The sequence below is a fragment of the Streptococcus sp. 5004 genome (genome assembly GCF_013276755.1).
In the GTDB taxonomy this organism is placed as follows: domain Bacteria; phylum Bacillota; class Bacilli; order Lactobacillales; family Streptococcaceae; genus Streptococcus.
In genome coordinates this window covers 31,319-48,530 of sequence record NZ_VMLP01000001.1, presented here as the reverse complement: position 1 = coordinate 48,530, position 17,212 = coordinate 31,319, and the positions used below count along the sequence as shown (strand labels likewise).

Here is a 17,212-nt window from a genome sequence, read left to right as displayed (position 1 = left end):
TCCTGTCTTCCCGATACATTACAGAGATAGGTGAGTGTGTATTTTATAACTAGATATTATATACATTAAGAGAGAATCAGTTTGGTTCTCTCTTTTTTGATTTTCAGCAATTCATTTTGATCGCGTATATGTTTTTGTTTCCTGATTTGTTCAATGAATACTGTAGTTTAGGTACATAAATTAAAATTTAACAGATTGTATAATTCTTACAAACTTTTAAGAAAGTAATTGAAGAGTTTTTTAGTCCCACCTATAATATATGTGTTTGTCTGATAAAAATTTCTACTCTTTTTGATTTTAAATAAGTATTAGTTTACATTATGGTGTGAATTGGGTTTGATATCTCTTTTGAGGAGGCCGCCTTAGATTTTTCTACTTGTGTTTTATTGTATAGTGTATCTTTCTTGTTTTGAACAGAATCTTTTATGACATTTGTCATATTTCCTAGTGACAGAAGCATCTAGCTCCGCTAACTTCAAAGGGCTATAATTGAAGTATGAAATGGAGGAAGAAGAGATGAGAAATAAAATGATTATAGCAGTGAGTTTAGTAGCAGCAGGAGTTATGACCTATCTCATGTTCTCAGGATTGGACGAGGGTTTCTACCATTTTCCTTGGGAGCTCTTTGCTGGCTTTGGAATGATGTCTTGGCTTGTCAGAGAAGGTTTGAAATTAGTCTCAGATATGAAAAAGGAGTTTGAAAAATGAAAAAAGCGTTTCTCTATCTTTTTATTGGATTATCACTAGTGGTATGGTTGGTAGAAATGTTTACAGGTTGGTTTGATCAAGCCTTCCTTCACCAATTCATCCGTGGTGCCTGGGGACTAGGATTTATGATTTTTATCGCATTTCCTATGGAAGAGGAGTGGTTGAAAGGAGAATCTCATGACTGTGATTAAAGTTGAGAAATTGTGTAAGAAAATAAAAGACAAGGAGATCTTGCGGAACATCTCCTTTGAAATCAAGGATGGTGAATGTGTAGCCTTGATTGGTCCCAATGGTGCTGGTAAGACAACACTTCTGGCCTGTTTGCTCGGAGATAAAGTGGTCACCAGTGGTCAAGTATCTATTCAAGGTTTACCAGTGACGAGTTCTAAGTTAAATTATACTAGGGCTTATCTCCCTCAAGAAAATGTGATTGTACAGAAATTGAAGGTTAAAGAGTTGATTGCTTTCTTTCAAAGTATTTATCCAAATCCTTTGAGCGAGCAAGAAATTGATCAACTATTGCAGTTTGACAAGCAACAAAAAGAACAATTGGCAGAAAAATTATCAGGCGGTCAAAAGCGTCTTTTCTCTTTTGTCTTAACTTTAATTGGGCGACCAAAGTTAATCTTTTTAGATGAGCCTACTTCAGCCATGGATACTTCAACTCGTCAACGTTTTTGGGAGATTGTTCAGGATTTAAAAACACAAGGAGTCACCATTCTCTATTCGTCCCATTATATTGAGGAAGTGGAACACACCGCAGACCGCATTTTGCTCTTAAATAAGGGAGAGTTGATTCGAGATACGACACCTCTAGCCATGCGTAGTGAGGAGATTGAAAAGCACTTTATCCTTCCTCTAGCATATAAAGAAGTTGTCGAACAGTCAAACTTGGTTGAAAACTGGTCACAAAAACAAGATGCCCTACAAGTAGTCACACGCGAAGCAGACTCTTTCTGGGAACTATTAGTTCAAGCAGGATGTAGCATACAAGAAATTGAAGTCAATAATCGTAGCTTGCTGGATACAATCTTTGAAGAAACACAGAAGGGAGATGACTAAGATGAAACGATGGATTGCACTAAACAAGATAGAATTTCTATTGACCAAACGACAATTAGTCTATTATCTATTATCCGTAGGGATGCCGACAGCCTTCTATTTATTCTTTTCAGGCATGTACCAGGACACACCAGGTGGATCGGCTAATTTTATGCGCGACTACCTCATCTCCATGACGGCTTTTTCCATGATGTCGACAGCTATGTTTTCATTCCCAGCTGTTTTACATACCGATAAAATCAACAACTGGCAGAAAACATTGCGCCATACCCCTGTAAATATGGTAGAATATTATCTATCAAAGATAACAAGTATGATGGTTGATTATTTGGTCTCAATTTTGGTTGTTTTCTCAGTTGGGCACTTGGTCAGAGGTGTGGATATGTCTTTAGGAAGCTGGATTGGGGCTGCGTTCTTGCTGATAGTAGGAAGTGTAGCTTTTGTAGCGCTTGGCTTGACCTTGACACTCTTGCCTTCTAGTCAGCTGATGTCTGTCGTGGGCAATCTTCTCTATCTAGGCTTGGCTGTTTTAGGTGGACTCTGGATGCCCATCTCTTTATTTCCAGACTGGATGCAAGCAATCGGGAAGTGCCTACCAACTTATCAGTTGATGGAGTTGCTCAAGACCTTCTTAAACGAGGGTAGCATCAATCTATCAGCCACAGTTTATCTACTTGTTTTTTCAGCAGTTTTGTTTGGTTTGACCATTTACCTTCAAGGTCATAAGGAGAATGCTTAATGCTTGAAAGACTGAAAAGCATACACTATATGTTTTGGGCCAGTTTAATTTTTATGATTTTCCCCATCCTACCTGTAGTGACTGGGTGGCTTTCTGCCTGGCATTTATTGATTGATATTCTATTTGTAGTGGCATATTTGGGTGTTTTAACAACTAAGAGCCAGCGCCTATCTTGGCTATATTGGGGTCTCATGCTGACTTATGTAGTTGGGAATACTACCTTTGTTGCTGTTAATTATATCTGGTTCTTCTTTTTCCTATCCAATCTCTTAAGTTATCATTTCAGCGTAGATGGTTTAAAGTCTTTACATGTCTGGACTTTTCTTCTTGCTCAAGTCCTTGTTGTGGGCCAACTGTTGATTTTTCAGAGAATCGAAGTTGAGTATCTATTCTATCTACTTGTAATTCTTGCTTTTGTTGATTTGATGACTTTGGGCTCGGTTCGGATTCGTATTGTGGAGGATTTGAAAGAAGCTCAGGCTAAGCAAAATGCCCAGATAAATCTATTGCTTGCCGAAAATGAACGCAGTCGTATCGGTCAAGATTTGCATGATAGTTTGGGACATACCTTTGCTATGTTGAGTGTCAAGACAGATTTAGCCTTGCAGTTATTTCAGATGGAGGCTTATCCACAGGTGGAAAAGGAATTAAAAGAAATTCACCAGATCAGTAAGGATTCCATGAATGAAGTGCGAACCATTGTGGAAAATCTTAAGTCTAGAACTTTGACATCCGAACTAGAGACTGTGAAAAAGATGTTAGAAATTGCTGGAATTGAGGTGGAAATAGCTAATCAACTAGATACAGCTAGCTTAACTCAGGAATTGGAGTCAACGGCTTCCATGATTTTGCTTGAATTAGTGACCAACATCATCAAACATGCTAAAGCGTTTAAAGTCTACTTAAAATTAGAACGGACAGAGAAAGAACTCATTTTAACAGTGAGAGATGATGGCTGTGGCTTTACTTCTATAAAGGGGGATGACCTCCATACAGTTCGAGATCGTGTTCTTCCATTTTCGGGAGAAGTAAAGGTAATTAGTCAGAAACAACCGACAGAAGTGCAAGTTCGACTACCTTATAAGGAGAGAAAGTAGATGAAAGTATTAGTCGCAGAAGATCAAAGTATGTTGCGAGATGCTATGTGCCAGTTGCTTGCCTTTCAAGCAGATGTAGAGTCTGTCTTACAAGCCAAGAATGGGCAAGAAGCAATCCAACTCTTAGAAAAAGAGTCCGTAGATATTGCCATTCTTGATGTAGAGATGCCTGTGAAGACTGGCCTCGAAGTCTTGGAATGGCTTCGGGTAGAAAAGCTAGAAACAAAGGTGGTTGTAGTGACGACTTTCAAGCGCCCAGGGTATTTTGAACGTGCAGTCAAGGCTGGAGTAGATGCTTATGTCTTGAAAGAAAGAAGCATTGCAGACCTCATGCAAACTTTGCATACTGTCCTCGAAGGAGGCAAGGAGTATTCGCCTGAATTGATGGAAGTGGTGATGACGCATCCCAATCCATTAACAGAACAAGAGATTGCTGTTTTAAAGGGAATTGCTCAAGGCTTGTCTAACCAAGAAATTGCAGATCAACTTTATTTATCAAACGGAACAGTCCGAAACTATGTCACCAATATTCTTTCAAAACTAGATGCAGGTAATCGAACAGAGGCAGCTAATATAGCGAAAGAATCTGGTTGGTTGTGATACTATCATAACTCGAAAACCATTATGTGCTAAAATTGAAGGGATTGAATGGAACAATACTAACTTTAGGAGAGGGGGAATTCCTCCTTTTTGTTTACTCTAAGGTGGTACCACGTAGCTAAAATTAGCTAAAATCGTAAATTCCCAAACTAAGTTCCACCGCTAATCCAAGTGGAAGTTAGTCTGATAAAAATAGAAAAAACCAGTGGAAATCCGTGTCAGGGTAAGTTCCACTGGTTTTAATCATGCTTGATTTCATCGCTTTTGTAACCAAAATGAATCGAAAAAAAGAGCGCATAAAATCCCCTCATCTGAAAGCGTTTCAGATTAAGTTCCGCTATAGTGGAAGTTAGTGTGAGACGTTTGAATGCGGTTAAAGGTTAGTTTTTAGAACTTATGTTGGAATAATGTAGACGATTGATAGACGTCTTCTGCAGGTATTTTAGAAATGCCAAGAAGCTTAGGAATCTCTTCTCCATAGGTAAATGCAAAGAGTTCATAGGCTGACTTTCCATTCAAAGCAGCACGTTTGACACTGTTGACATGCGAACAAACGAGATTGATGTCCTCTTGAGTTAAATTGTCAAAAGAAGTTCCTTTAGGTAGAATGTCGCGAATCAGCGTGTGATTTTTCTCAATTCTCCCTTTCTGGTCAGAGCGATTAGGGTCACAAAAGAAGAGTTTACTCTCTCCTCGCACATCCATTTCGATATCATCGACTCTGGCAAACTCTCCACCATTATCGGTAAGAATGACAGGGAAGAGTTGGAAGAAATCTTTGTCAGCTTGGTGAAGAGTGTTCTTGATGTCATAGAGGTGTTTGGTAACCTCAAGGGCAGTTTTATTATCCAGCAGTCTAGCGAAGATAAAGTTACAGAAAGATAGATTGAAGGTGAGTAGGACTTTACCTCCCATTCTGCCCATAACTGTATCCATTTCCAGCCAAGAGTCTAGTTGATTCAGTGCTAAATAGTTTTGGAAATCCTCATAGGAACGGCCTTTTTTAGCTTCTTTAGGGATGGAAGGTAGCTTACTTTTTCTTCTTTCTTTAAATTTAACGGCTCTAGCAAGATCAATAGGAGCGATAGACAAGTATCCTTTTCGGATGTGTCGATAGACGGTTGAGGAGCTAACATCAAGGTTATGAGTTTTGAGGATATGATAGATGTGTTGTCCCTTTTTAACACCCTCAGAAATGACTTTATCCATGTCCCAGAAAGTCTTAGAATTGAGAGGAGTTCCTTCACGAGCTTCGACAAGAGTTTGTTCGTATTGTTTTTGAGCTTGCTTAGCGAGGTATAAAATCTTCTTATAGCCACAGTTTTGTCTTCTTTTAGGGCAACCATTACAGACAAAGGGAGCTTTGTCGAGTAAAGGGCAAGGAAGGTTATGGCATGTAGACTCTCGGACCTGTCTGTTTCGTTTGACTTCTTTGGAAACAGTAGTTGGGTCTTTTAGAATAAGTTGCCCGATAGCTTTGAAGGTTTCACCGCGCTCTAAGCCCAGTTGGATATCATTACGGTCTGAAAGGGTAAGGTGTTTATGTTTTGACATAGTTAGCCTCATTTCTAACTCAAACGTCTCACACTTAATTCCACCATAAAAATCCGTTTTAGACTAATTTCCACTTCGGTCAGGCAAGTGGAAGTTACTTTGAGAAGTTACCCAGTGAAAAGATTAGCAATAAAAAAGAAAAATATCTTGACAACCAATGGAAAATTTTGTTACAATAATAGACGGTACTTTTTACTTTTGGTCTCTCAAGAGTGTACAGGGACGTGCTGACAAATGTTGCAAAAGTACACACAGATGATAGCTGTCACCAAGTGTATCATCACCAAAAATAAAAAAACACAGGAGAATGTAGATGCCTACAATTAACCAATTGGTTCGCAAACCGCGTAAATCAAAAGTAGAAAAATCTAAATCACCAGCTTTGAACGTTGGTTACAACAGTCATAAAAAAGTTCAAACAAACGTTTCTTCACCACAAAAACGTGGTGTTGCAACTCGTGTTGGAACAATGACACCTAAAAAACCTAACTCAGCCCTTCGTAAATTCGCTCGTGTACGTTTGAGCAACCTTATCGAAGTTACTGCCTACATCCCAGGTATCGGACACAACTTGCAAGAACACAGCGTGGTTCTTCTTCGTGGTGGACGTGTAAAAGACCTTCCAGGGGTACGTTACCATATCGTCCGTGGTGCACTTGATACTGCAGGTGTTAACGATCGTAAACAAGGCCGTTCTAAATACGGTACTAAACGTCCAAAAGCATAAGGAAAGGGGATAAAGAGAAATGAGTCGTAAAAATAGAGCTCCAAAACGTGACGTATTGCCAGATCCGCTTTACAATTCACAACTAGTTACTCGTCTTATCAACCGCGTTATGCTTGACGGTAAACGTGGTACAGCTGCTTCAATCGTTTACGGTGCTTTTGAGCAAATCAAAGAAGCTACTGGCAACGATGCACTTGAAGTATTTGAGACAGCTATGGAAAACATCATGCCTGTACTTGAAGTACGTGCACGCCGTGTTGGTGGTTCTAACTACCAAGTCCCAGTTGAAGTTCGTCCAGAACGTCGTACAACACTTGGACTTCGTTGGTTGGTAACAATCGCTCGTCTTCGTGGTGAACACACAATGCAAGACCGTCTTGCAAAAGAAATCTTGGATGCTGCTAACAACACTGGTGCAGCTGTTAAGAAACGTGAAGACACTCACCGTATGGCTGAAGCTAACCGTGCATTCGCACACTTCCGTTGGTAAGATTAAGATACTAAGGGCGTTAAAAAAGCGACTGAAAATTAGGAAGCTTGACGAAGAATCGAAGATTCTAGGAGAGCTTATCTATTTTCCGAGCTTTTAGCCCGGGTTCAAATTAGCTAAATCGATTAGTATTAGCTATAACTCAACTTACCAGCTCGTAAGTTGAAACCAACAATAGCATGAAAAGATTGAGAACGGGTAGGTCCTGCCTATCCGTTTTTATTAAAATCGTGTTATAATAGAATAGAAATCAAAAATAAATAGGAGAAACAAACCTCATGGCACGCGAATTTTCACTTGAAAAAACTCGTAATATCGGTATCATGGCTCACGTCGATGCTGGTAAAACAACTACAACTGAGCGTATCCTTTACTACACTGGTAAAATCCACAAAATCGGTGAAACTCACGAAGGTGCGTCACAAATGGACTGGATGGAGCAAGAGCAAGAGCGTGGTATCACTATCACATCTGCTGCAACAACAGCTCAATGGAACAACCACCGCGTAAACATCATCGACACACCAGGACACGTGGACTTCACAATCGAAGTACAACGTTCTCTTCGTGTATTGGATGGTGCGGTTACCGTTCTTGACTCACAATCAGGTGTTGAGCCTCAAACTGAAACAGTTTGGCGTCAAGCAACTGAGTATGGAGTTCCACGTATCGTATTTGCCAACAAAATGGACAAAATCGGTGCTGACTTCCTTTACTCTGTAAGCACACTTCACGATCGTCTTCAAGCAAATGCACACCCAATCCAATTGCCAATCGGTTCTGAAGATGACTTCCGTGGTATCATCGACTTGATCAAGATGAAAGCTGAAATCTATACTAATGACCTTGGTACAGATATCCTTGAAGAGGACATCCCAGCTGAATACCTTGACCAAGCTCAAGAATACCGTGAAAAATTGATTGAAGCGGTTGCTGAAACTGACGAAGAATTGATGATGAAATACCTCGAAGGTGAAGAAATCACTAACGAAGAATTGAAAGCTGGTATCCGTAAAGCGACTATCAACGTTGAATTTTTCCCAGTATTGTGTGGTTCTGCCTTCAAGAACAAAGGTGTTCAATTGATGCTTGATGCGGTTATTGACTACCTTCCAAGCCCACTTGACATCCCAGCAATCAAAGGTATTAACCCAGATACAGACGCTGAAGAAACTCGTCCAGCATCTGACGAAGAGCCATTTGCAGCTCTTGCCTTCAAGATCATGACTGACCCATTTGTAGGTCGTTTGACATTCTTCCGTGTTTACTCAGGTGTTCTTCAATCAGGTTCATACGTATTGAACACTTCTAAAGGTAAACGTGAACGTATCGGACGTATCCTTCAAATGCACGCTAACAGCCGTCAAGAAATCGACACTGTTTACTCAGGTGATATCGCTGCTGCCGTTGGTTTGAAAGATACTACAACTGGTGACTCATTGACAGATGAAAAAGCTAAAATCATCCTTGAGTCAATCAACGTTCCAGAACCAGTTATCCAATTGATGGTTGAGCCAAAATCTAAAGCTGACCAAGACAAGATGGGTATCGCCCTTCAAAAATTGGCTGAAGAAGATCCAACATTCCGCGTTGAAACAAACGTTGAAACTGGTGAAACAGTTATCTCTGGTATGGGTGAGCTTCACCTTGACGTCCTTGTTGACCGTATGCGTCGTGAGTTCAAAGTTGAAGCGAACGTAGGTGCTCCTCAAGTATCTTACCGTGAAACATTCCGCGCTTCTACTCAAGCACGTGGATTCTTCAAACGTCAGTCTGGTGGTAAAGGTCAATTCGGTGATGTATGGATTGAATTTACTCCAAACGAAGAAGGAAAAGGATTCGAATTCGAAAACGCAATCGTCGGTGGTGTGGTTCCTCGTGAATTTATCCCAGCGGTTGAAAAAGGTTTGGTAGAATCTATGGCTAACGGTGTTCTTGCAGGTTACCCAATGGTTGACGTTAAAGCTAAGCTTTACGATGGTTCATACCACGATGTCGACTCATCTGAAACTGCCTTCAAGATCGCAGCTTCACTTGCTCTTAAAGAAGCTGCTAAATCAGCACAACCAGCTATCCTTGAGCCAATGATGCTTGTAACAATCACTGTTCCAGAAGAAAACCTTGGTGATGTTATGGGTCACGTAACTGCTCGTCGTGGACGTGTAGATGGTATGGAAGCACACGGTAACAGCCAAATCGTTCGTGCTTACGTTCCACTTGCTGAAATGTTCGGTTACGCAACAGTTCTTCGTTCTGCATCTCAAGGACGTGGTACATTCATGATGGTATTTGACCACTACGAAGATGTACCTAAGTCAGTACAAGAAGAAATCATTAAGAAAAATAAAGGTGAAGACTAATCAGTTCTCACTCTAGAAGGAAGTCACTTAGTGGCTTCCTTTTGTCTTTAGAAAATACCTCTAAGTATGGTAAAATAGTAGGAGAATAATGTGAGGAAAATGAATGTCAAACAGTTTTGAAATTTTGATGAATCAACTGGGGATGCCTGCTGAAATGAGGCAGGATCCTGCTTTATCACAGGCCGATATTGAGCGAGTTGTGGTTCATAAAATTAGTAAGGTATGGGAGTTTCATTTCGTATTTTCTAATATTTTACCGATTGAAATCTTTTTAGAATTAAAGAAAGGTTTGAGTGAGGAATTTTCTAAGACAGGCAATAAAGCTGTTTTCGAAATCAAGGCTCTGTCTCAAGAATTTTCAAATCAACTCTTGCAGGCCTATTATAGAGAGGCTTTTTCTGACGGGCCGTGTGCTAGTCAAGGTTTTAAGTCCCTTTATCAAAATTTGCAAGTTCGTGCGGAGGGCAATCAGCTATTTATTGAAGGCTCTGAGGCGATTGATAAGGAACACTTTAAGAAGAATCATCTTCCTAATTTAGCGAAACAACTTGAACAATTTGGCTTTCCAACTTTTAATTGTCAAGTAGAGAAAAATGATGTGCTGACCCAAGAGCAGGAAGAGGCCTTTCATGCTGAAAATGATCAGATTGTTCAAGCGGCCAATGAGGAAGCGCTCCGTGCTATGGAACAACTGGAACAGATGGCCCCTCCTCCTGCGGAAGAGAAACCAGCCTTTGATTTTCAAGCGAAAAAAGCTGCAGCTAAACCCAAGCTAGATAAGGCGGAGATTACTCCTATGATCGAAGTGACGACGGAGGAAAATCGTCTGGTCTTTGAAGGGGTTGTGTTTGATGTGGAGCAAAAAGTAACCAGAACAGGGCGTGTTTTGATCAACTTTAAAATGACAGACTATACTTCCAGTTTTTCGATGCAAAAGTGGGTTAAAAATGAGGAAGAAGCTCAGAAATTTGACCTTATCAAGAAGAATTCTTGGCTCCGAGTTCGTGGGAATGTGGAGATGAATAACTTCACACGCGATTTGACTATGAACGTGCAGGATGTGCAGGAAGTTGTTCACTATGAGCGGAAGGATTTGATGCCAGAAGGTGAGCGTCGGGTTGAGTTTCATGCTCATACTAATATGTCGACCATGGATGCTCTACCAGAGGTCGAAGAAATCGTTGTGACAGCTGCTAAGTGGGGACACAAGGCTGTTGCTATCACGGACCATGGGAATGTCCAGTCCTTCCCACACGGCTATAAGGCGGCCAAAAAAGCGGGAATCCAGCTAATCTATGGTATGGAAGCCAATATCGTGGAGGACCGTGTCCCTATCGTCTATAACGAAGTGGAGATGGACTTGTCAGAAGCGACCTATGTGGTCTTTGACGTGGAAACAACGGGTCTATCAGCCATCTATAATGACTTGATTCAGGTTGCAGCCTCTAAGATGTACAAGGGGAATGTCATTGCCGAATTTGATGAATTTATCAATCCCGGGCATCCCTTGTCAGCTTTTACTACTGAGTTGACTGGAATTACAGATGATCATGTCAAAAATGCCAAGCCACTGGAACAAGTTTTGCAAGAATTCCAAGAATTTTGTAAAGATACGGTACTAGTTGCCCACAATGCGACCTTTGACGTTGGCTTTATGAATGCCAATTATGAGCGTCATGGTCTTCCAAGGATTAGTCAGCCAGTGATTGATACGCTGGAGTTTGCTAGAAACCTTTATCCTGAGTATAAGCGTCATGGTTTGGGGCCTTTGACCAAGCGTTTTGGTGTGGCCTTAGAACATCACCACATGGCCAATTACGATGCGGAAGCTACTGGTCGTTTGCTTTTCATCTTTATCAAAGAGGTGGCAGAAAAACATGGTGTGACGGATTTAGCTAGACTCAATATTGATTTGATTAGTCCAGATTCTTATAAAAAAGCTAGGATTAAGCATGCGACTATTTATGTCAAGAATCAGGTAGGCCTAAAAAATATCTTTAAGCTAGTTTCTTTGTCCAATACTAAGTACTTTGAAGGGGTACCACGGATTCCGAGAACAGTTTTAGATGCTCATCGAGAGGGCTTGATTTTAGGTTCAGCTTGCTCTGAAGGTGAAGTTTTTGATGCAGTTGTTTCCCAGGGCGTGGATGTGGCGGTTGAGGTGGCCAAGTATTATGACTTTATTGAGGTCATGCCACCAGCTATCTATGCTCCCTTGATTGCTAAGGAGCAGGTCAAGGATATGGAGGAACTCCAGACTATTATCAGGAGTTTGATAGAGGTCGGCGACCGTCTTGGCAAGCCTGTTCTGGCTACGGGAAATGTTCACTATATCGAACCGGAAGAAGAGATTTATCGTGAAATTATCGTCCGTAGTTTGGGACAGGGGGCTATGATTAACCGAACTATCGGTCATGGAGAACATGCCCAACCAGCACCACTTCCAAAGGCTCATTTTAGAACGACTAATGAGATGTTGGATGAATTTGCCTTCTTGGGAGAGGAACTGGCTCGTAAACTGGTTATTGAAAATCCCAATGCCTTAGCAGAAATCTTTGAACCCGTTGAGGTTGTTAAGGGTGACTTGTACACGCCTTTCATCGACAAGGCTGAAGAAACAGTTGCTGAGTTGACCTATAAGAAAGCTTTTGAGATTTATGGAAATCCGCTGCCAGATATTGTTGATTTGCGGATTGAAAAAGAATTGACTTCTATTCTGGGGAATGGATTTGCTGTGATTTATCTGGCATCGCAGATGCTGGTGCAACGTTCCAATGAACGGGGTTACTTGGTTGGTTCTCGTGGATCTGTCGGTTCCAGTTTCGTTGCGACCATGATTGGGATTACAGAGGTCAATCCTCTATCTCCTCACTATGTCTGTGGTCAGTGTCAGTACAGTGAGTTTATCACAGACGGTTCTTACGGATCAGGTTTTGATATGCCCAATAAGGACTGCCCAAAATGTGGTCATAAACTCAGCAAAAACGGACAGGATATTCCTTTCGAGACCTTCCTTGGTTTTGATGGAGACAAGGTTCCCGATATTGACTTGAACTTTTCGGGAGAGGATCAGCCTAGCGCCCACTTGGATGTGCGTGATATCTTTGGTGAGGAATATGCCTTCCGTGCAGGAACGGTTGGTACGGTGGCTGCCAAGACTGCCTATGGATTTGTCAAGGGTTACGAGCGAGATTATGGCAAGTTTTATCGTGATGCAGAAGTGGAACGTCTCGCTCAAGGTGCTGCTGGTGTCAAACGGACAACAGGCCAACACCCGGGGGGAATCGTTGTTATTCCTAACTACATGGATGTTTACGACTTTACGCCTGTCCAGTATCCAGCGGATGATGTGACGGCTGAATGGCAGACTACTCACTTTAACTTCCATGATATCGACGAGAACGTCCTCAAACTCGATGTACTGGGACATGATGATCCGACCATGATTCGAAAACTCCAGGACTTGTCGGGGATTGATCCTAATGAAATTCCTATGGATGACGAAGGTGTGATGGCCCTCTTTTCTGGGACGGATGTGCTAGGTGTGACACCTGAGCAAATCGGTACGCCGACAGGCATGCTGGGGATTCCAGAGTTTGGAACCAACTTTGTCCGAGGCATGGTAGATGAAACGCATCCGACGACTTTTGCAGAATTGCTTCAGTTGTCAGGGTTATCTCACGGTACCGACGTTTGGCTTGGAAATGCTCAAGATCTGATTAAGCAAGGGATTGCGGATCTGTCGACCGTTATCGGTTGTCGGGACGACATCATGGTTTACCTCATGCATGCTGGTCTCGAGCCTAAGATGGCCTTTACCATCATGGAACGGGTACGTAAGGGCTTGTGGCTCAAGATTTCAGAAGAGGAACGCAATGGCTATATCGAAGCTATGAAGGCTAATAAGGTGCCAGAGTGGTATATCGAGTCCTGTGGGAAAATTAAGTACATGTTCCCTAAAGCCCATGCGGCAGCCTACGTTATGATGGCCTTGCGTGTAGCTTACTTCAAGGTTCACCATCCCATTTATTATTACTGTGCTTACTTCTCCATTCGTGCTAAGGCTTTTGATATCAAGACTATGGGGGCGGGCTTGGATGCTATCAAGCGCAGAATGGAAGAAATTGCTGAAAAACGGAAGAACAATGAAGCCTCTAATGTGGAAATTGACCTCTATACAACTCTTGAGATTGTCAATGAGATGTGGGAGCGTGGTTTCAAGTTTGGAAAACTCGATCTCTATCGTAGTCAGGCGACAGAGTTCTTTATCGATGGGGATACCCTCATTCCGCCATTTGTAGCAATGGATGGTCTGGGAGAGAACGTTGCCAAGCAGCTAGTGCGAGCGCGTGAAGAGGGAGAATTCCTCTCTAAAACAGAACTACGCAAACGCGGTGGCCTCTCATCAACCTTGGTTGAAAAGATGGATGAAATGGGTATTCTTGGAAATATGCCAGAGGATAATCAGTTGAGTTTGTTTGATGAGTTGTTTTAAAAGTTTGAAATGTCTTGTGTAGGTTTGAGGTTGTATCATGATGGAAAAGAAAAAAAGAGCAACACCCTGGAAACCAGGGAAAGTTATTTCCATAAGTTTGCGAAATGGCGTTTACGTATTAGCACAAATGGTGCGTGATCCCTATCTGGTATTTTTCAACCATTTTAACGAGGAAAATAATTGGAAGGGAGTGACCTTGAAAGAGGAGGATATCCTCTTTTGTAAGGCTGTTACTCGCCAGTTTCTACGCTATAGTCCTGTAGCGATTGTCAAAGAAGTTACCCCCCTGTTAAATTATGAACTGCCTAAAGAATGGATTTATAGCCATATTGGAGGGCATCCTATTACTGTTTCGGTAAAGGGAAGGGAGCGCCAACTTGCTGGTTTTGGTAGACGTTGTTCTTTGGTTCTGGCGGATAAAGACAGTGGACTACCAGAAGATAATCCACTTATGGGACTCTTCCAAACCTATATCATATCAGATATCAAAGAACAGGATTGGGATCGGGTAGGTCAGGCTGAACTTATGTCTATTGAAGTATTTCCAACACTCAACGAACGTCTCTATCTTTGCTTTCTTTATGGAAAAAATATAAATCCAGAACAAGATATCTCTTTAGAAAAGCCTCTACCTGATGACTATGAAACCTATATAGATATCCTCACAAATAGTACAGAGGCACGACGCCTCTACCTAGGGGAGCATGAAGAACAAGAAAGGACATTTCATGAAACTAAGAATTTTTGCGGAAGATAAACCAGCTGAAAAAGTCTTTGAGTATCAATTAGACCTTGCTGATCAGACAATTCTTCTATCAACAGAACTCTTGTCAGGTGATATTGCTTTAGCAGGATTATTCTCTGCTTTGAAAGAAAAATAAAAATAGAAAAGAGATAACAGAATGGTTTTACCAAATTTTAAAGAAAATCTAGAAAAATATGCGAAATTATTGGTTGCGAACGGAATCAACGTGCAACCTGGTCACACTTTGGCTCTCTCTATCGATGTGGAGCAACGTGAGTTGGCTCACTTAATCGTCAAAGAAGCTTATGCTTTGGGTGCACATGAGGTGATCGTTCAGTGGACAGATGATGTCATCAACCGTGAGAAATTCCTCCATGCTCCGATGGAGCGTCTGGACAATGTGTCAGAATACAAGATTGCTGAGATGAACTATCTCTTGGAGAACAAGGCTAGCCGTCTTGGAGTTCGCTCATCTGATCCAGGTGCCTTGAACGGTGTGGACGCTGACAAGCTTTCAGCTTCTGCTAAAGCTATGGGACTTGCTATGAAGCCAATGCGTATCGCAACCCAATCCAACAAGGTTAGCTGGACGGTAGCAGCCGCTGCTGGGCTTGAGTGGGCTAAGAAGGTATTTCCAAATGCTGCGAGCGATGAAGAAGCAGTCGATCTCCTTTGGGACCAAATCTTCAAAACTTGCCGAGTCTACGAAGCAGATCCTGTTAAGGCCTGGGAAGAGCATGCAGCTATCCTCAAGAGCAAGGCAGATATGCTTAATAAAGAACAATTTTCAGCCCTTCACTACACAGCGCCAGGGACTGATTTGACCCTTGGCTTGCCAAAGAACCACGTTTGGGAATCAGCTGGTGCTATCAATGCACAGGGCGAAGGATTCTTGCCAAATATGCCGACAGAGGAAGTCTTCACAGCACCAGACTTCCGTCGTGCAGATGGTTATGTCACTTCTACAAAACCGCTTAGCTATAACGGAAATATCATCGAAGGTATTAAGGTAACCTTTAAGGATGGACAAATTGTGGACATCACTGCTGAGAAGGGTGATCAGGTCATGAAAGACCTTGTCTTTGAAAATGTGGGTGCGCGTGCCTTGGGTGAATGTGCCTTGGTACCAGATCCAAGCCCAATTTCTCAGTCAGGCATTACCTTCTTTAACACCCTTTTCGATGAAAATGCGTCAAATCACTTGGCTATTGGTGCAGCCTATGCAACTAGCGTTGTTGGTGGAGCGGAGATGAGCGAAGAGGAGCTTGAAGCTGCTGGACTTAACCGTTCAGATGTTCACGTAGACTTTATGATTGGTTCTAACCAAATGGATATCGATGGTATCCGTGAGGATGGGACACGTGTACCACTTTTCCGTAACGGAGATTGGGCAAATTAAGGAGATAATATGTTAGGAAGTATGTTCGTTGGTCTCCTAGTGGGATTTTTAGCAGGTACTCTAACCAATCGTGGAGAACGCATGGGATGTTTTGGAAAAATGTTTCTAGGCTGGATTGGTGCCTTTATAGGGCATTTGCTTTTTGGGACTTGGGGACCGATAATAGCAGGAACTGCCATCATTCCGGCAGTACTAGGTTCCATGATTGTCTTAGCGATTTTCTGGAGACGAGGAAGTTAATTTCTTAAATCTGATACTCAATGAAAATCAAAGAGCAAACTAGGAAACTAGCCGCAGGTTGCTCNNCGAAGTCAGTAACCATACCCACGGCAAGGCGACGTTGACGCGGTTTGAAGAGATTTTTGAAGAGTATGAAACGAAAAGGAGGTTGGTCATTGTACCAGCCTCCTTTTGAGTATGATATAATAGTTCTATGAGATTAGATAAATTTTTAGTTGCCTGCGCTGTAGGGAGTCGGACAGAGGTCAAAAACTTGCTCAAGGCTGGGCGCGTGACGGTAAATGGTAAAAAAGAGAAATCAGCTAAATTGCAGATTGATGAAGAAAGAGATGACATTCGCTTTGATGGGCAAGTGTTGGAGTATGAAGAGTTTGTCTACTACATGATGAACAAGCCCAAAGGAGTTATCTCAGCGACTGAGGATCCTAAGCACAGAACCGTTCTGGACTTGCTGGATAATATTGCTCGGAGCAAGGAAGTTTTCCCAGTAGGACGCTTGGATATTGACACGCATGGTCTTTTGCTCTTGACCAATGACGGCAAGCTGGCCCATGCTCTTCTTTCGCCAAAGCGTCATGTGGATAAGACTTATCTGGCCCAGGTCAAGGGAATTATGACCCAAGAAGATGTGGAGATATTTGCTGAGGGTATTCCTCTCAAAGACTTTACCTGTCAGCCCGCTGGACTGGAGATTCTTTCCACGGATGCAGAAAAGAATCAGAGCCAAATCCGTGTGACTATTGCAGAAGGGAAGTTTCATCAGGTCAAGCGTATGGTGGGCTACTGTGGCAAGGAAGTAGTAGACTTGCAACGTTTGACTATGGGAACTCTAGTATTGGATGAGAACTTGCAGCGAGGAGAATGGCGTCGCTTGACCAAGGAAGAATTAGAAGATCTCCGTGCTAGTATTGCTTAGTTTGGTTTATATTCGAAAAAGGTGAGGAAGAATATCCTTGCCTTTTATGTTTTTCAGTTGCTTCCTTTGTGAAAAGAGTT

The 17,212-nt window shown here is 42.0% G+C and carries 16 protein-coding genes; 15 read left to right on the top strand and 1 reads right to left on the bottom strand.

Features of this window, described 5'->3' with window-relative positions; genetic code table 11:
- The first annotated feature begins 501 nt into the window (after positions 1 to 501).
- From HT685_RS00190 to HT685_RS00165, 6 genes are read left to right on the top strand one after another with little or no spacing between them, the layout of a single operon-like run.
- Positions 502 to 708, top strand: coding sequence for a hypothetical protein (locus tag HT685_RS00190; protein ID WP_173225962.1), 207 nt, complete (start codon positions 502 to 504; stop codon positions 706 to 708).
- Positions 705 to 899, top strand: a complete 195-nt coding sequence (locus HT685_RS00185; protein ID WP_173225964.1) for a hypothetical protein — start codon at positions 705 to 707, stop codon at positions 897 to 899. Before HT685_RS00190 ends, HT685_RS00185 begins: the two co-directional genes overlap by 4 nt.
- Positions 886 to 1,770, top strand: coding sequence for an ABC transporter ATP-binding protein (locus tag HT685_RS00180; RefSeq protein ID WP_173225966.1), 885 nt, complete (start codon positions 886 to 888; stop codon positions 1,768 to 1,770). Before HT685_RS00185 ends, HT685_RS00180 begins: the two co-directional genes overlap by 14 nt.
- Position 1,771: 1 nt before the next feature.
- Positions 1,772 to 2,509 carry an ABC transporter permease gene (locus tag HT685_RS00175; protein ID WP_173225968.1) on the top strand — a complete coding sequence of 246 codons (738 nt, stop codon included), beginning with the start codon at positions 1,772 to 1,774 and terminating at the stop codon, positions 2,507 to 2,509.
- Positions 2,509 to 3,606, top strand: coding sequence for a sensor histidine kinase (locus HT685_RS00170; RefSeq protein WP_173225969.1), 1,098 nt, complete (start codon positions 2,509 to 2,511; stop codon positions 3,604 to 3,606). Before HT685_RS00175 ends, HT685_RS00170 begins: the two co-directional genes overlap by 1 nt.
- Positions 3,607 to 4,206 (top strand): response regulator transcription factor, encoded by a 600-nt coding sequence (locus tag HT685_RS00165; RefSeq protein WP_173225972.1) that lies wholly within the window; start codon positions 3,607 to 3,609, stop codon positions 4,204 to 4,206.
- 387 nt (positions 4,207 to 4,593) lie between these two features.
- On the opposite strand, the gene HT685_RS00160 is transcribed toward HT685_RS00165, so the two are convergent.
- Entirely contained in the window at positions 4,594 to 5,760 is a 1,167-nt protein-coding gene (locus HT685_RS00160; RefSeq protein ID WP_173225974.1) for an IS30 family transposase, read from the bottom strand.
- 313 nt (positions 5,761 to 6,073) lie between these two features.
- Between HT685_RS00160 and rpsL the strand changes: the two genes are divergently transcribed.
- From rpsL to HT685_RS00115, 9 genes are all read left to right on the top strand, one after another.
- Positions 6,074 to 6,487, top strand: coding sequence for a 30S ribosomal protein S12 (rpsL, locus tag HT685_RS00155; protein WP_001142332.1), 414 nt, complete (start codon positions 6,074 to 6,076; stop codon positions 6,485 to 6,487).
- A 19-nt stretch (positions 6,488 to 6,506) separates the two neighbouring features.
- Positions 6,507 to 6,977: a 30S ribosomal protein S7 gene (gene rpsG, locus HT685_RS00150; RefSeq protein ID WP_000087873.1), complete on the top strand. Its 471-nt coding sequence runs from the start codon at positions 6,507 to 6,509 to the stop codon at positions 6,975 to 6,977.
- 278 nt (positions 6,978 to 7,255) lie between these two features.
- Positions 7,256 to 9,337: an elongation factor G gene (fusA, locus tag HT685_RS00145; protein ID WP_000090345.1), complete on the top strand. Its 2,082-nt coding sequence runs from the start codon at positions 7,256 to 7,258 to the stop codon at positions 9,335 to 9,337.
- Positions 9,338 to 9,440: 103 nt separating this feature from the next.
- On the top strand, positions 9,441 to 13,832 hold the full coding sequence (locus HT685_RS00140; RefSeq protein WP_173225976.1) for a PolC-type DNA polymerase III: 4,392 nt from the start codon (positions 9,441 to 9,443) through the stop codon (positions 13,830 to 13,832).
- A gap of 37 nt (positions 13,833 to 13,869) precedes the next feature.
- Complete coding sequence (locus HT685_RS00135) at positions 13,870 to 14,589, top strand: hypothetical protein (protein ID WP_100127914.1); 720 nt, start codon at positions 13,870 to 13,872, stop codon at positions 14,587 to 14,589.
- Positions 14,561 to 14,713, top strand: coding sequence for a hypothetical protein (locus HT685_RS00130; protein ID WP_173225978.1), 153 nt, complete (start codon positions 14,561 to 14,563; stop codon positions 14,711 to 14,713). Before HT685_RS00135 ends, HT685_RS00130 begins: the two co-directional genes overlap by 29 nt.
- Positions 14,714 to 14,734: 21 nt before the next feature.
- Positions 14,735 to 15,976, top strand: a complete 1,242-nt coding sequence (locus HT685_RS00125; RefSeq protein ID WP_173225980.1) for an aminopeptidase — start codon at positions 14,735 to 14,737, stop codon at positions 15,974 to 15,976.
- A 9-nt stretch (positions 15,977 to 15,985) separates the two neighbouring features.
- Entirely contained in the window at positions 15,986 to 16,216 is a 231-nt protein-coding gene (locus HT685_RS00120) for a GlsB/YeaQ/YmgE family stress response membrane protein (protein ID WP_000901572.1), read from the top strand.
- A gap of 193 nt (positions 16,217 to 16,409) precedes the next feature.
- Entirely contained in the window at positions 16,410 to 17,132 is a 723-nt protein-coding gene (locus HT685_RS00115; protein WP_173225982.1) for a pseudouridine synthase, read from the top strand.
- Positions 17,133 to 17,212: the final 80 nt, after the last annotated feature.